This window comes from Consotaella salsifontis, assembly GCF_900167365.1.
GTDB classification, from domain to species: domain Bacteria; phylum Pseudomonadota; class Alphaproteobacteria; order Rhizobiales; family Rhizobiaceae; genus Consotaella; species Consotaella salsifontis.
Genome location: NZ_FUXL01000012.1, coordinates 33,449 through 48,379 on the forward strand (window position 1 = coordinate 33,449; position 14,931 = coordinate 48,379).

The following is a 14,931-nucleotide window of genomic DNA, read 5'->3' on the forward strand; positions in this document are numbered from 1 at the left end:
ATGGAATCGCTCTCTTCGGACGCGCCCTTCTTCGCTGAGATGGTGGCCGCCTCGAACTTCTCGTTTCTCACCGGGGCGTCGCACCCGGAGGAGCTGGTGCTTCGGGCCCTCGCCCTCGGCCTTCAGGGAATGGGGATCGCCGACCGCAACACGCTGGCCGGCGTGGTGCGCGCCCACAGCGCCCTCATGGAAATCCGCGAGTCGGACGATGGCACCTCCGAGGGAGCCGCGCTGGCGGCGCGCGCGGGGGCGTTCAGGCTGGTCGTGGGCGCCCGCCTCGTTTTCGCGGATGGTGCGCCGGACGTCGTCGTCTATCCCGAGAATCGCACAGGCTGGGCCAGGCTTTGCCGGCTTCTGACGGATGGCAATCGCAAGGCTGCGAAAGGCGAATGCCATCTCGTCCTTGACGACCTTCTGGCGGACATGGCCGACCTCTGTCTCATTTTGATGCCGCCCCATCGCCTGACGGGGATCGAGGAGCCGCTGCGTCGCCTTGCCGACGCCGCCCCCGGCCGCCTCTGGCTCGGCGCGACGATGGCCCGGCGCGGCGACGACCGGCGCCGCCTCCAGCGCCTAGAGGCCCTTGCCCGCCCGCTTGGTGTGCCGCTTCTGGCCACGGGTGACGTTCTCTACGCCGCTCCGGCAGAGCGTGACCTTCAGGACGTTCTCTCCTGCATCCGCGAGAAGACGACGATCTTTGCGGCCGGTCGGCTTCTCGAAGCCAATGGGGAGAGGCATCTGAAGGCGCCCGGCGAGATGGCTCGCCTTTTCGCCGACGTGCCCGAGGCGGTCGGCGAAACGCATCGGCTTCTTCAGCGCATCGGCTTCTCTCTCACCCAGCTGAAATACGAATATCCCGACGAGCCGGTGCCGCCGGGCTGGGAGGCGCAAGCCTGGCTGGAGGATCTCACCTGGCGCTGCGCCGAGAAGCGCTATCCGGAAGGCGTGTCGCAGAAGGTGCGCGGGCTTCTCGAAGGCGAGCTGAAGCTCATCGCCGAACTGTCCTATGCCCCTTATTTCCTGACGATCTACGACATCGTCTCCTTCGCCAAGGAGCGCGGCATTCTTCATCAGGGGCGAGGCTCGGCGGCCAATTCCGCCGTCTGCTACGTCCTCGGCATCACCGCGGTCGACCCGATGGAGCACGACCTGCTCTTCGCCCGCTTCATCTCCGCCGAGCGTCAGGAGCCGCCCGATATCGACGTCGATTTCGAGCACGAGCGGCGCGAGGAGGTGATCCAGCACATCTACGAGAAATACGGCCGCCACCGCGCCGGGATCGTCGCCACGGTCATCCGCTATCGGCCGCGCAGCGCCATCCGCGAGGTGGGCAAGGCGCTGGGGCTGACGGAGGACGTGACGGCCCGCCTTTCCAGCACGCAGTGGGGAAGCTGGGGCAGCGACATCACGCGACGCCAGATCGAGGCGACAGGGCTCGACCCCGACAATCCCGAAATCGCCCGGGCCGTGCGCTTCGCCGTGCGCCTGCTCGATTTTCCCCGCCATCTCTCCCAGCATGTCGGCGGCTTCGTGCTCGCGCGCGGTCGGCTCGACGAGTTGGTGCCCATCGGCAACGCGGCGATGGCCGATCGCACCTTCATCGAGTGGGACAAGGACGACATCGACGCCCTCGGCCTGATGAAGGTCGATGTGCTTGCCCTCGGCATGCTCACCTGTATCCGCAAGGCCTTCGAACTGCTGGAGAGGCACGAGGGCATCGTCCATGACCTCGCCAGCGTGCCGAAGGAGGAAAAGCCGGTCTACGACATGCTGTGCCGGGGCGATTCCCTCGGCGTCTTCCAGGTGGAGAGCCGGGCGCAGATGAACATGCTGCCGCGCCTGAAGCCGGAAAAATTCTACGACCTCGTCATCGAGGTGGCGATCGTGCGCCCCGGCCCCATCCAGGGCGACATGGTACACCCCTATCTGCGCCGCCGCGCCGGCCTGGAACCGGTGGAGTTTCCCTCGCCGTCACCCGATCACGGGCCGGCGAACGAGCTGGTCAGCGTGCTCGGCAAGACCATGGGCGTGCCGCTCTTCCAGGAGCAGGCGATGAAGCTCGCCATGGTGGCGGCGAAGTTCTCCGATATCGAGGCCAACAAGCTGCGGCGCGCCATGGCGACCTTCAGAAATGTCGGCACCATCGGCTCCTTCGAGGAACTGATGGTCGGGCGCATGGTGGCGCGCGGCTATGACGAAGGCTTTGCTCGGCGCTGCTTCGAGCAGATCAAGGGCTTCGGCAGCTACGGCTTTCCCGAGAGCCACGCCGCCTCCTTCGCCAAGCTCGTATATGTTTCCTCCTGGATCAAATGCGTCCATCCGGCGGTCTTTGCCTGTGCGCTTCTGAACTCCCAGCCCATGGGCTTCTATGCTCCGGCGCAGATCGTGCGCGACGCTGAAAGCCATGGCGTCAGGGTGCTGCCCGTCGACGTCGATCGCAGCTTTTGGGACAACGGCCTGGAAAGGGACGGGAACGGGCGCCTATGCCTGCGCCTCGGCTTTCGCCAGATCGACGGCTTCTCCCAGGACGATGGGGAGAGCATCGCGGCGGCGCGGCAGATGATGGACGCTGCCACCTCGTCTCATTTCGATATCGAGCGCCCCTATGCCTCCATCGAGGATCTTGCCGCGCGCACGGGTCTCCTGCGCCGGCCACTGCGCCTTTTGGCCGATGCCGACGCCTTTTCGTCCATGCGGGTTTCCCGGCGCGAGGCGCTGTGGGCGATCCGGCGCCTGCCGGGGGGCGAGGCGCTGCCTCTCTTCGCTGCGGCCGACGCCCGCGAGCTTGGCGAAGAGGCCGGCGAGCGTCTTCCCGTCATGATGCGCTCGGAGGAGGTGGGGGCGGACTATCAGACCGTCCGCCTCTCGCTCAAAGGCCATCCGATGGAATTTCTGCGCCCGGTCTTTGCCGCCGAGCGGGTTTCGACCTCGGCCGAAATCGCGGCGGCGCGCGATGGAGCCTGGAAAAAGGTGGCGGGCGTCGTTCTGGTGCGCCAGCGCCCCGGCAATGGCAAGGCGATCTTCATCACTATCGAGGACGAAACCGGCGTCACCAACATCGTTCTATGGTCATCCACCTTCGAGCGTTTCCGCAGCGCCGTGATGGGCGCGCGGCTTCTTCTCGTCGAGGGCAAGGTGCAGAAGAGCCCGGAAGGCATCGTTCACCTGATGGCGATGCGCCTCACCGACCGCACGGGGGATCTGAAGCGCCTGTCGGAGAGCCATGAGCCGAAGATCACGCTCTCGGGGGCCGACGAGTTCCTTCACCCGCAGATGCGTCGCCATCCGCGCAATGTTCGCGTTCTGCCGAAATCCCGCGACTTCCACTGAGAGATGAGTGCCATGGCTGGCAGAGAAGGGCGGCGGCCGGCGGAGAAGCAAATCGAGGACGTTCCGCCACTCCTCGCATGCATTAACCCCAGAACCATTCAACCTGACGCTGCGTCAATATAGGATTTGCAGGATACCTTATGATCAGCTTTGATGAGAGCTGCCTGTCATCGCGCGCCAGGGGAGGGATGCTCTGCGATCGCGCTTGTCCTGTCCTGCCCGGCGCGCGGCCCTTCTTCTCCGCCTTCCTCGGCCGCTTTTCCTTGTCCTCGCAAGCCTGACCCTTTGCAGTCCGGCATTCGCCGGAGCGTGGACGCTGGAGAAGGGCAAGGCCCAGATCATCGTCACCGCGACACACACCAAGGCGGATCGGGTCTTCGATGCCGATCGCGCCAAGAAGCCAGCGGAACACTTCTCCAAGACCGGGATCGACGCGCTCGCGGAATACGGCCTTGTCGATGGCGTGACGGTGATGCTGAAGGGCGAGGCGGAAAGCCTGACGATCGATCACTGGTACGGAGAGCAGACGCCAAAATCCGGCCTTGCCGATATCGGCGCAAGGGTGCGGCTTTGGCAGGGCGGCTCGTCCGTCGTCGCCGTCGAGGGACATCTCCGCACCTCCGGCGTCGGCGAGGATATAGAGGCCATCGGAAAGGACGGCATGGCCGGCGAGGTCCGGCTTCTATGGGGGCGCAGCATCTCGCTTTGGGAGCGGCCCGCCTTCGCGGGCGCCGAGATCGCCTATCGCGTGGAGGAGGGGGCGGCCCCCGACGTGGCGAAGCTCGATCTGGCGGCCGGCATCCGGCCCTGGCGCGACGTTCTTTTGATGGCGCAGAGCTTCTCGACCTTGGCCGCCGAGGGCGAGCCCCAGGATCAGCACAAGCTCGAGCTGTCCGTCGTCTACGACTTTACCGAGGCCGTCTCCCTCCAGCTCGGCGGCATCGCCACGGTGGCCGGCAGCAACGCGCCCGCCGAAAAGGGGCTGGTCGCCGGCCTCTGGCTGCGATTCTGACCAAATCTCCGCATCCGGCGACGGCAGCGCCTTTTCGATCCCGCGTCACGATCCAAGCGCTTCAGCAATGACCTTGTCGAAGCGGTTGCCCGTGCAGGCGCTGAGGTCGCTGGTTGCGAAACGTCCGTCCACGAAAAGGCTGAAGATCGTAGCCGGACTCGGCGCATTCTGTGCCGCCGACACCGTATCGAGCTTGTGGATGGTGAGGTGAAGGCCCCTGTCATGGCACACCTGCCTGAGTGAGACCTCGACATGATGCTTGGTGAATGGGCAGCGGTCGGAGTAATAGGCTGTGATTCCAGGGCATTCGAAAGCACTGAGGTTACGGGCGCATTCCGCGAAGCGGGGCACCTCGGCCGAGCCGCTCTCGTTCAGTGCCAACGCCAGCAGACAGAATCCGCTGTCGAGCGCATCCACTTCTCGGAAGCCCTGCCGCAACAGCCACTCGCCATCGCTCTGAAAAGGCATCTTCCTGCGCCCGACGACAGCCACGAGGCCGGCGCGCCCTTGATCCCGCGCATCCTGAAGAGCGCAGCCGAGAAGGGCCTTGCCGTGCCCATGCCCCTTGTGCCGCCCCGAAACCCAGAAGCACCCCATCACCAGCCAGCCTGGCGCGATCACGGGCATCCAGGCGGACTCCGCAGGCCCATACTCGATGAACACCTTGGCCCGTTCGTCCAGACGGCGAAACCGATAGCCATAGGCATATTGTTCGCCGAGCCACTGCTTCTTCGCTTCAGAGCCACCCGCGCATTTCTTGTCTGAAAGAGCGCAGCAAATGTGAGAGCCGGGAAGGGTTTCGGGAGTCAGCGTTAAATAGGCCATCTTTGATCCATTGCAGCGCGCTCACTCGAAATCGATGGTGTGGAGGCTGGCGCCATGATGCTTCAGCCAAGCTTTGCTCTCTTCCGTGCGGGGGCACAGCGAGCGGCAGAGGGCCCAGAAATGTGGCCCATGGTTCATTTCGCGAAAATGGGCGACCTCGTGGGCGACGAGATAGTCGAGCACGTGCGGCGGCGCCATGATGATGCGCCAGGAAAAGGCGAGGCGGCGGTCATGGGTGCACGAGCCCCAGCGGCTGGTCGTATCCTTGAGCTGCATGGCCCGGGGCGACAGGCCGACCGCCGCGGCGTGCTTCGCGACGGCCTTCTGAAGGCGCGTCTTCGCCTCGCGCTTCAGCCGGTCGGCGGTGCGGCGGCCAAGATGCTCGGGCGCTCCGCCGACGAAAAGGCGCGCCGGCTCTCCATCCTCGTCTGGCGGCAGGAGTTCGCTTGCCCGCCGCCCCGGCTCGTGAACGATGAGGAGGGTGCCGCCGCGAAAGGGCAGCTCGGCGCCGTCTTCCACCTTGAGACGCTTCGGCGCCGCGGCGATGCGTGCCTCCGCCCAGCCGCGATGGCGCTCCAGAAAGTCGAGCACGATTTCTGCCCGCGCGCGCGGCGGGATGGTGAGCGACAGCGCGGCGCCCCCTGGCGCGACGCGCATGATGATGCGCTTGGCGCGGGGGTTATGGCGAATCTCCAGGGGGATCTCGCCGCTCGAAAGCGCAAGCGCCCGCGGCAGCGCGGGTGCCGCCGGCCTAAGGGTCGCGATGCGTTTGAGGAGCGGCGGCCGTGTCATGCGGGCGACCCTATCCGATTCGCGTTGCTCTTGCCGATGTGCTCAAGGCACGCGCATTCGCCAAAATGCAGGCGCGCCTCTGGACCGCCCCGTCCTCCGTCCCTATAACTCGCGCCCCGTCCGGGATGGACAAGGCACCGGAATTTGCGTCGCGAGCCCGCCATCCCGCATCGTTCATCGGCGCGAGCCAATTGCTCGCCGATCCGTTGTCTTCGCCAGCGAGTTTCACCATGCCTAACGCCGTCTCGGGCCTCGATTTCGGCACGACCAATTCCACCATCGGCCTGGTCCGGCAAGGGGTGCCCACCCTGTTGCCGGTCGAGGGCGAGGACGTGACGATACCCTCCGCCCTGTTCTTCAGCCTCGAGGACGGGCGCACCTATTTCGGCCGGTCCGCAGTCGCCGAATATGTCGATGGCTCCGAAGGGCGTTTCATGCGCGCTTTGAAGAGCGTTCTGGGCTCCTCGCTGATGAGTGAGACGACGCAGGTCGGCCGCATGCGCCTGACCTTTCAGGATCTGATCGGCCGCTTCCTCGGCCACCTTCGCGAGAAATATTCCGAGGCGATGGGCGAGGCACCCGATGCGGTGGTGCTCGGCCGTCCGGTGCATTTCGTCGACGGCGACGAGACGGCCGATCGCACCGCCCAGGATCAGCTCGAGGAGGCGGCGCGGCAACAGGGCTTCCGACACATCGAGTTCCAGTTCGAGCCGGTGGCCGCCGCGCTCTATTTCGAGCGGCAGGTAACGTCCGAACAGCTTGCGCTCGTGGTCGACATCGGCGGCGGCACTTCCGACTTTTCCGTCGTCCGTCTCTCGCCCGAGGCGGCGAGGGCCACGAACCGCCTCAGCGACATCCTGGCCTCGACCGGCGTCCATGTCGGCGGCACGGACTTCGACCGAATGCTGTCGATCGCGCGCGTCATGCCGCTTCTGGGGATGGGTTCGGAAACCGCCGACCGCAAGCGCACGATGCCGAACTGGTACTTCAACGAGATGGCCACCTGGCACCGGATCAACACGCTCTATACGCCGAAGATCAAGCGCGACATCTTTGAGCTCAAGCGCGAGGCGGCCGAGCCCGAAAAGCTCGCGCGTTTCGAGCATGTCCTGGAGCATCGCTCAGGGCACCGGCTGGCGGGCGCCGTCGAGGCCGCCAAGATCGCGCTTTCCGACCGTGACGAGGCCGTCATTCGCCTGAAGGAGGGGGGCTTTGCCCTTCATGCGCCGGCGCCGCGCGCCGCCTTCGAGGCGGCGGTGGGCGAGTTGGTCGAGCGCATTGCCGGCGCCATCGACGAGGCGCTTGCTCAGGCGGCCGTCGCGGCGGAGGCGATCGAGACGGTGATCCTCACCGGTGGCGGCGCGCAGACGCCCATCGTCCGGGCCGCCGCGACCGCGCGTTTCCCCTCCGCCCAGATCGTCCAGTCGGACGCCTTCGGCTCGGTCGGCCTTGGCCTTACCATCGACGCCGCCCGGCGTTTTGCCTGAAGGCGGAAAAAAGCGCAAAAAAAGCGGCGCCGGATGAAGGGCGCCGCCGTAGCGAAGCAAGGGGATCCGCCGCCTTAGCCGTCGATGGTGGGCTCGCTGTCCGTCGAAGGACGGGGCTTCCTCGACGCCATGAAGCGATCGAACTCTTCCTGGTCCTTGGCGCGGCGAAGCTCGCGGGCATAGGACTCGAATTCCTCCGACGCCTCATGGAGCTTGCGGCGCTCCTCGTCGAGACGGGCAAGTTCCTTCTCGCGCCAGTCGTCGAAGGCGACGTTGCCGGTACGCTCCATGCCGAAGGGCCGACGCATGCCGGCGCGGCGGAAGCCGCACATGACCCGGTCTGTCGAACGGTTCACGTCGCGGCGGAAGGCCTCGAGCCGATCGCCCCAAAGAATGTAAGCGATCATGGCAAGGCCAAGCGGCCAGTAGATCATGAAGCCAACAACCATCAACGCGATGGTGGCGGGCGTCCAAGCAGGCCGGATCAATGCATGAGAGATCATGTCTTCAGCTTCCTTCATCTCAAACGCGACGCGCGCATCGCATGGAAATCGAGATGGGAACGCTGAAAACGACCTTCAATAACCTTTCGAAGGAAAATCGGACATCAGGCTCTTCTTGAACCTTCTTCACATGTTTGCGCGCGCCGCTTGACGCTCGCGAGGCGGGCCGGGCGGCGCGCCTGCCCGCCTCGCCGCCTCAGTGCGCCTCGTCCCAGTTGTCGGCGGCGCGCGCTTCCACCTCCAGCGGCACGGAAAGCTCGACCGCCGGCAGCGCCGCTTCCTCCATCACGCGCTTGACCACCGGGATCGTCGCCTCGATCTCATCCTCCTCCACCTCGAAGATGAGTTCATCGTGGACCTGGAGCAGCATCCGCGCCGACAGGCGGGCCTCGGCGAGGGCATCCTCCATTCGGATCATGGCGCGGCGGATGATGTCGGCGGCCGTGCCCTGGATCGGCGCGTTGATCGCGGCGCGCTCCAGCGCCGCGCGCACCGAGGCGTTGGAGTGGCGAATGTCGGGATAATGCGCGCGCCGGCCGAACAGCGTCTCCACATAGCCGTGCTCGCGGCAGAAGGCCTTGGCCTCGTCCATGTAGTCGCGAATGCCGGGGAAGCGCTCGAAATAGCGCCTGATATAGGCGCCGGCCTCCTCGCGCGGGATGGAAAGCTGGTTGGAGAGGCCAAAGGCCGAGATGCCGTAAACGATGCCGAAATTGATCGCCTTGGCGCGGCGCCGGATTTCCGACGGCATGCCCTCCACCGGCACGCCGAACATCTCGGAGGCCGTCATCGCATGAATGTCGAGCCCTTCCTGGAAGGCCGTCTTGAGCTGCGGAATGTCGGCGACATGGGCGAGGATGCGAAGCTCGATCTGGCTGTAGTCGGCCGAGAGCAGCTTCTTGCCGGGAGGCGCGATGAAGGCGGTGCGGATCGCCCGACCTTCCTCCGTCCTCACCGGGATGTTTTGAAGATTGGGTTCCGAGGAGGAAAGGCGCCCCGTGGTGGTCGAGGCCATGGAATAGGAGGTGTGGATGCGCCCTTCGCCGTCCATATAAGCCGGCAAAGCATCCGTGTAGGTGCCCTTGAGCTTGGTCAGCTGGCGCCAGTCGACGATGTGGCGGGCGATGGGATTGCCGGAGAGCGCCAGCTCTTCGAGCACTTTGGCGTCCGTCGACCATTGTCCGGTCTTGGTCTTCTTGCCGCCGGGCAGGCCGAGCTTGCCGAAGAGGATCTCGGCGATCTGCTTGGGGCTTCCGGGGTTGAAGCGCTCGCCGGCGAGCTCGGCAATTTCCTCCTCCAGCGCCGCCGCCTTTTGCGAGAAGCGGGCGGAAAGGCGGGAAAGGATGTCGCGATCGACCCTGATCCCGCGCGCCTCCATGCGCATGAGCACAGGAAGAAGCGGGCGCTCCAGGCGCTCGTAGACGGCAGTCAGCCCCTCTCCGGCAAGGCGCGGCTTCAGCGTCTTCCAGAGGCGCAGCGTCACGTCGGCGTCCTCGGCCGCGTACTCCGTCACCTTGTCGATGGCGCAGTGGGCGATGGCCACCTGTCCCTTGCCCGAGCCGCACAGCTCCTTGTAGCTGATGGGCTTGTGGCCGAGAAAACGCTCCGAGAGCTCGTCCATGCCGTGCCCTTCGAGAGAGGACGAGGCGTCGAGCGCATAGGAGATCAGCATCGTATCGTCGAAGGGCGCGATGGTGACGCCGTATCGCGACATGACGAGGCAGTCGAACTTGAAGTTCTGGCCGATCTTGAGAACGGCCGGGTCCTCCAGCACGGGCTTCAGGATCGACAGCGCCACATCGAGCGGGATCTGCGGCCCGACGCTGTCGTCGGCGCCCTTCTCGTCCCAGAGATCGCCGGTGGTGGCCGCCGAGGCATGGGCGAGGGGAACATAGGCGGCGCGCCCCGGCGCCGTCGCGAAGGAGACGCCGACGAGATCGGCCATGTTGGCGAAGAGCGAGTTGGTCTCGATGTCGAAGGCCAGGATGCCGGCCTCGCGCGCCTCGTCCATCCAGGCTTCCAGCGTTTCGACGTCGCGAATGGTGACATAGGTCGAGCGGTCGAAGGGCGCGGGCTTGGCGCCCTCGAGCACGGCCGCGGCGTGGGCGACGGGGCTCAGCGGCAAAAGGGAAGAGGTGGCCGCCGTAACAAACTGCGCGGGCTTTGTTGCCCCGTCGAAATCGGGGCCACGCAGCGCGCCGGTGGTCGCTACCGGCGCCGCTTCGACCGAAGAGGCCTCCAGGCCGAGCTTGGTCGAAACCCGACGCGTCAGCGAGGTGAACTCCATCGCCTTCAGGAAGGCGATGAGCTTCTCCCCATCGGGCTCATGAACGAAGAGCTCGTCGAGCGGCGTGTCGAGCGGCGTCGAACAGTCGAGCGTCACCAGCTTCTTCGACAGGCGCGCCTGGTCCGCGAACTGGATGAGGTTCTCCCGCCGCTTGGCCTGCTTGATCTCGGAGGCGCGCGCCAGCAGCGTTTCGAGATCGCCGTATTCGTCGAGCAGCTGGGCGGCCGTCTTGGGGCCGATGCCCGGCACGCCGGGAACATTGTCCGAGGTGTCGCCGACCAGGGCCTGGAGGTCGATCATCTTCTCGGGGTAGACGCCGAACTTCTCCTTCACCTCCTCCGGGCCGAGGCGCTTGTCCTTCATCTGGTCGTAGAGAATGACCTGCGGCCCGACGAGCTGCATCAGATCCTTGTCGGAGGAGACGATCGTCACCTCGCCGCCCGCCGCCACCGCATGGCAGGCATAGGTGGCTATAAGGTCGTCCGCCTCGTATCCCTCCTTCTCGATGCACGGCAGATCGAAGGCCCTGACCGCCTCGCGGATCAGCGGGAACTGCGGGATCAAGTCCTCGGGCGGCGCCTCGCGGTTGGCCTTGTAACCGTCGTAAAGAGCGTTCCGGAAGGTCGTCGAGGAATAGTCGAAAATCACCGCGAAATGCGTCGGCGCGACGCCCACCGCAGTCTCGCGCGCTTCCTCGACGAGCTTCCACAGCATGTTGCAGAAGCCGGAAACCGCACCGACCGGCAGACCGTCGGATTTGCGCGTCAGGGGGGGCAGCGCGTGATAGGCCCGGAAGATGTAGGCCGAGCCGTCCACCAGGAAGAGATGATCGCCTTTTTGCATGAAGGAGGTGGTACCTTGCCGTAATGGCCGAGTCCATCATTTGTCGCCGGCAAGCTGCCTCATGCCGTCGTGGACCCTGCAAAACCGAGCGCTTCGAGAAGATTCCGCGAGGTTATTCAACCGGTAATTTCGCGGTTAACAAAGTGTAATGAAGGCTTCACGTCGATGTGACGGAAAAAAAGTTGGCGACCCTTGAAACCAAATCGGCCGGGCGTCATTTTATCAGCAACGGCGAGACAAATCGCCGCCTTCGGCCAAAGCTTGTCCCCCGCTTTTGAGCCGGAAGTGAGAAAGCAGATCGTTCCCATCCCCCTCTCCGGAACGATCAATGCTAGAAAAAGAGAGCCGTCGCGGTGTTCCCCCTCCAGGCCGTGGCGGCTCTCTTCTTTTATCACCCCTCGCTATCGCGCGAGGCTTGAGCGGGCCTGATCCTGCTTCCTGGGACATTCGGCTTTTCTCTTCCGCTCTCCTGACCTACCTTGCCGCCCTGGCGCGCCGCTTTCCCGCCGAATCGCACGAGACGATATCGGCATCTGGCGCCCCGTTTGCTCAAGGAGTGTCGTTCCATGCCCAGCCTCGACAGCGTGCTCGCCTGTCTCGATCTCAACATCGACCGCTCGGTCGCTCGGCTGATGGAACTGTTGAGGATACCCTCCATCTCCACCGATCCGGCCTATGCCGGCCATTGCCGCTCCGCTGCCGAATGGCTCGCCAAGGATCTTTCGGCCATTGGTTTCGAGGCCGCCGTTCGCCCGACGCCGGGCCACCCCATGGTCGTCGCCCATGATGGGCCGGAAGGGGCGCCGCACGTCCTCTTCTACGGCCATTACGACGTTCAGCCGGTGGTGCCGCTGGAGCTGTGGGAGGATGATCCGTTCGATCCCAAGCTCAAGGAAATGCCTGACGGAACGAAGCGCCTCACCGGGCGCGGCACGGCCGACGACAAGGGCCAGCTGATGACGTTCATCGAGGCGGCGCGGGCCTACAAGGCCGAGACGGGCGGGCTGCCCTGCCGCGTCACCGTGCTCCTGGAGGGCGAGGAGGAATCCGGCTCGCCCTCGCTCAATCCCTTTCTCGACGCCAACAAGGGCGAGCTCAAGGCCGATATCGCACTCGTCTGCGACACCAATATGTGGGACGGCGAAACGCCCGCCATCTCGACGGGCCTTCGCGGCCTCGTCGGCGAGGAGGTGACGATCCACGCCGCCAACCAGGACCTCCATTCGGGCTATTTCGGCGGCGCCGCCGCCAATCCCATCCGCGTGCTTTCGAAGATTCTCGCCGCTCTTCACGACGACAATGGCCGCGTCACGCTGCCGGGCTTCTACGACGGCGTGCAGGAGCTGCCCGAGGAGGTCAAGAAAATCTGGGACGGCCTCGGTTTCGACCCTGCCGCCTTCCTCGGCTCCGTCGGCCTCTCGGTGCCCGCCGGGGAGAAGGATCGCGCTGTCCTCGAACAGCTCTGGTCGCGCCCGACCGCGGAGATCAACGGCATTTTCGGTGGCTACACCGGCGAGGGCTTCAAGACTGTGATTCCGGCGGAAGCGTTCGCTAAGGTGTCGTTCCGGCTTGTTGCCGGTCAGGACCCCGATAAGATCAGGGCGGCCTTCCGCGCCTTCGTCGAGGAGCGCCTTCCGGCCGACTGCACCGCGAGCTTCTCGCCCCATGGCGGCTCGCCGGCGATCCAGCTTCCCTTCGATTCGCCCTATCTCGACACGGCGCGCGCCGCCCTGTCGACGGAATGGGAGAAGCCGGCGGTGATGATCGCCATGGGTGGATCGATTCCGGTGGTTGGCGAGTTCAAGAGCCGTCTAGGTATGGAGTCGCTGCTCATCGGCTTCGGCCTCGGCGACGATCGCATTCATTCGCCCAACGAGAAGTACGAGCTGAAGTCATTTCACAAAGGCCAGCGGTCCTGGGCCCGCGTGCTCGACGCCATCGGCCGTATGAGATGAGCCGGACGAGCCCAAAGGACGCATTTTGACATCCAGAATCGAAGATTACGCCCTCATCGGAGATTGCGAGACGGCGGCGCTGGTTTGCCGCGACGGATCAATCGACTGGCTTTGCCTGCCGCGCTTCGACTCGTCCGCTGTCTTCGCCGCGCTTCTCGGAGACGAGGAAAACGGGCGCTGGCGCATCAACCCGTCTGAGGAATACGAGGTTTCGCGGCGCTACCGCCCCGGAACCTTGGTGCTCGAAACCGAGTATCGGACGAAGACCGGCAGGGCGACGATCATCGACTTCATGCCGCCGCGCGACGGCGTCTCCGACATCATGCGGATCGTCGTCGGCGAGGAGGGCACGGTCGAGTTCGACTTCGATCTGGTCATGCGCTTCGACTACGGCCGGTCCGTTCCCTGGGTGGACCGGATCGACGACCATACGCTGACGGCGGTCGCCGGCCCCAATCTTCTGGTGCTGCATACGCCGGTCGATTTGCACGGCGAGGACATGCACACCAAGGGGTGCTTCACCGTCTCCGCCGGTGAGCGCCTCGGCTTCTCGTTGACGCACAACGCCTCCCACCTTCCGCCGCCGGCACCGCGCGACGCCGAAGCGTGCCTCAAGGACACGGAAGCCTTCTGGATCGAGTTCTCCTCGCGCTGTCCAGAAATCGACGGATTCACCGAGGACGTGCGCCGCTCAATCATCACGCTGAAGGCACTGACCTTCCGTCCGACGGGGGGCATTGTCGCCGCGCCCACCACGTCGCTGCCGGAGGAGATCGGCGGCAAGCGCAACTGGGACTATCGCTATTGCTGGCTGCGTGACGCCACGCTGACGCTGATGGCTTTCATGGACCTTGGCTATTACGAGGAGGCGGAGGCTTGGCGCGAGTGGCTGATGCGCTCGGTGGCGGGCAACCCGGCGCAGATGCAAATCATGTACGGCGTCGCCGGCGAGCGCGAGTTGGTGGAATGGGAAATTCCCTGGCTCAAGGGCTTTCGCGAGTCCGCCCCGGTGCGCGTCGGCAACGCGGCGGCCGGCCAGCATCAGCTCGACATCTTCGGCGAGGTCGCCGACATGCTGATGCAGGCCCGCAAGGGCGGGCTGGCGGCCCACCCTCGCACCGGCGCTCTCGGCCGAACAGTCATTCCCTATCTCGAGCAGATCTGGCGGCAACCCGATTCCGGCATCTGGGAGGTTCGCGGCGGCCCCCGTCATTTCGTCCATTCCAAGGTCATGGCCTGGGTCGCCTTCGACCGCGCCGCCCGCATGGCGGAGGACATGAATGACGACGGCAATTACACCGAGCTCGTCGAGCGCTGGCGCGCGGAGGCGGACGCCGTTCATGCCGAGGTCTGCGAGCAGGGCTTCGATGCCGGCCTCGGCAGCTTCGTCCAGTCCTACGGCGCGAAGGTCGTGGACGCGAGCCTGCTCTTCATCCCGCTGACGGGCTTCTTGCCGATCGATGACGAACGGGTCGAGGGTACCATCGCCTTGATCGAGAAGAAGCTGCTGAAGGACGGCTTCGTTCTGCGCTACGACACCGACGAGACGGATGACGGCGTTGAAGGCTCGGAAGGTGCCTTTCTCGCCTGCTCGCTATGGCTGGCCGACATCTACATCATGCAGGAGCGGTTCGACGAGGCGCGAACCCTGTTCGAGCGGGTGCGCGCGGTTCAGAACGACGTCGGCCTTCTTGCCGAGGAGTACGACCCGAAGGAAGGGGTGATGCTGGGCAATTTCCCGCAGGCCTTCAGCCATCTCGCGCTGATCGTGACCGCGCTCAACCTGTCGCGGGCCGTCGGCCCGGCGCAAAAGCGCGCCGATGGCAAGGAGGAGGAAAGCGAAACGCCGCTCAGCGAAATGCCACGATGACCGCGCTGCCGCGGCAGAGTCGTCCTC

At 65.3% G+C, this 14,931-nt stretch carries 10 protein-coding genes; 5 read left to right on the forward strand and 5 right to left on the reverse strand.

The window, feature by feature from the left end:
• Together B5D38_RS15925 and B5D38_RS15930 are read left to right on the forward strand one after the other, a co-directional pair.
• Nucleotides 1-3,330, forward strand: a complete 3,330-nt coding sequence (locus B5D38_RS15925; protein ID WP_078709500.1) for an error-prone DNA polymerase — start codon at nucleotides 1-3, stop codon at nucleotides 3,328-3,330.
• 205 nt (nucleotides 3,331-3,535) lie between these two features.
• Entirely contained in the window at nucleotides 3,536-4,342 is an 807-nt protein-coding gene (locus tag B5D38_RS15930; protein ID WP_078709427.1) for a hypothetical protein, read from the forward strand.
• A gap of 45 nt (nucleotides 4,343-4,387) precedes the next feature.
• On the opposite strand, the gene B5D38_RS15935 is transcribed toward B5D38_RS15930, so the two are convergent.
• A complete protein-coding gene (locus B5D38_RS15935) occupies nucleotides 4,388-5,167 on the reverse strand; it encodes a YoaP domain-containing protein (protein ID WP_078709428.1) in 780 nt (259 codons plus the stop codon).
• Nucleotides 5,168-5,188: 21 nt separating this feature from the next.
• Nucleotides 5,189-5,959 carry a M48 family metallopeptidase gene (locus B5D38_RS15940; protein ID WP_078709429.1) on the reverse strand — a complete coding sequence of 257 codons (771 nt, stop codon included), beginning with the start codon at nucleotides 5,957-5,959 and terminating at the stop codon, nucleotides 5,189-5,191.
• A gap of 230 nt (nucleotides 5,960-6,189) precedes the next feature.
• Between B5D38_RS15940 and B5D38_RS15945 the strand changes: the two genes are divergently transcribed.
• Nucleotides 6,190-7,446 (forward strand): Hsp70 family protein, encoded by a 1,257-nt coding sequence (locus tag B5D38_RS15945; protein WP_078709430.1) that lies wholly within the window; start codon nucleotides 6,190-6,192, stop codon nucleotides 7,444-7,446.
• A gap of 74 nt (nucleotides 7,447-7,520) precedes the next feature.
• Here B5D38_RS15945 and B5D38_RS15950 read toward each other — a convergent pair whose 3' ends face one another.
• From B5D38_RS15950 to B5D38_RS22085, 3 genes are all read right to left on the reverse strand, one after another.
• Nucleotides 7,521-7,949: a DUF2852 domain-containing protein gene (locus B5D38_RS15950; protein WP_078709431.1), complete on the reverse strand. Its 429-nt coding sequence runs from the start codon at nucleotides 7,947-7,949 to the stop codon at nucleotides 7,521-7,523.
• Nucleotides 7,950-8,145: 196 nt separating this feature from the next.
• Entirely contained in the window at nucleotides 8,146-11,079 is a 2,934-nt protein-coding gene (gene polA, locus B5D38_RS15955) for a DNA polymerase I (RefSeq protein WP_078709432.1), read from the reverse strand.
• A 116-nt stretch (nucleotides 11,080-11,195) separates the two neighbouring features.
• A complete protein-coding gene (locus B5D38_RS22085) occupies nucleotides 11,196-11,474 on the reverse strand; it encodes a hypothetical protein (RefSeq protein ID WP_131829939.1) in 279 nt (92 codons plus the stop codon).
• A 171-nt stretch (nucleotides 11,475-11,645) separates the two neighbouring features.
• Between B5D38_RS22085 and B5D38_RS15960 the strand changes: the two genes are divergently transcribed.
• Together B5D38_RS15960 and B5D38_RS15965 are read left to right on the forward strand one after the other, a co-directional pair.
• Nucleotides 11,646-13,034 (forward strand): M20/M25/M40 family metallo-hydrolase, encoded by a 1,389-nt coding sequence (locus tag B5D38_RS15960; RefSeq protein ID WP_078709433.1) that lies wholly within the window; start codon nucleotides 11,646-11,648, stop codon nucleotides 13,032-13,034.
• A gap of 25 nt (nucleotides 13,035-13,059) precedes the next feature.
• Entirely contained in the window at nucleotides 13,060-14,904 is a 1,845-nt protein-coding gene (locus B5D38_RS15965) for a glycoside hydrolase family 15 protein (RefSeq protein WP_078709434.1), read from the forward strand.
• The last annotated feature ends 27 nt before the right edge of the window (nucleotides 14,905-14,931 follow it).